At 52.7% G+C, this 545-nt stretch carries 1 protein-coding gene; it reads left to right on the top strand.

From position 1 onward, the window contains the following. The coding region (locus A11A3_RS17190; protein WP_008930601.1) for an IS110 family transposase at positions 1-545 on the top strand (545 nt) is incomplete at both ends.

The raw sequence follows: 545 nt of genomic DNA, 5'->3' as shown, positions 1-545 counted from the left end.
CGGGAATTGCGAGCCTTGGTTGATCGGCTACAGGCGCTGATCGATATGCGTCAACAGGAGATGAATAGGCTGGAAGCCTTGGATCAGAGCCCTTCAGTAAGTGTACGGGACATGGTCAAAGAGCATGTTGATTGGCTGAATAGCCAAATCAAGAAAGTGCAATCTGAGATTGATGATCATATTGATGGTAATCCTGAGCTAAAGCATGACGCCGAACTGATGGAGAGCATCCCCGGAATTGGGAAAAGAGCCTCGTCCCAGTTTCTTGCCTATATAGGCGATGTAAGGAGATTCAAAAACGCCAAGGCTTTGGCCGCGTTTATTGGCGTCACACCACGACAGAAGCAGTCAGGCACTTCTTTGAATGGCCGAAGCTGTTTATCCAGGGCTGGTCACACCGCTGCCAGAAAGGCGCTGTTCATGCCTGGCATGGTTGCCAAGCAGCACAACCCCGTCATCATCGCCATGGCCCAACGGCTGGAACAACGTGGGCTGACCCCGAAAGCCATCGTGGGCGCTAGCATGCGGAAGCTGGTGCACCTGAT

The organism is Alcanivorax hongdengensis A-11-3 (assembly GCF_000300995.1).
GTDB classification, from domain to species: Bacteria; Pseudomonadota; Gammaproteobacteria; order Pseudomonadales; family Alcanivoracaceae; genus Alcanivorax; species Alcanivorax hongdengensis.
Note: the sequence above shows the minus strand (reverse complement) of the source record. Positions and strands in the feature narration are given on the sequence as shown.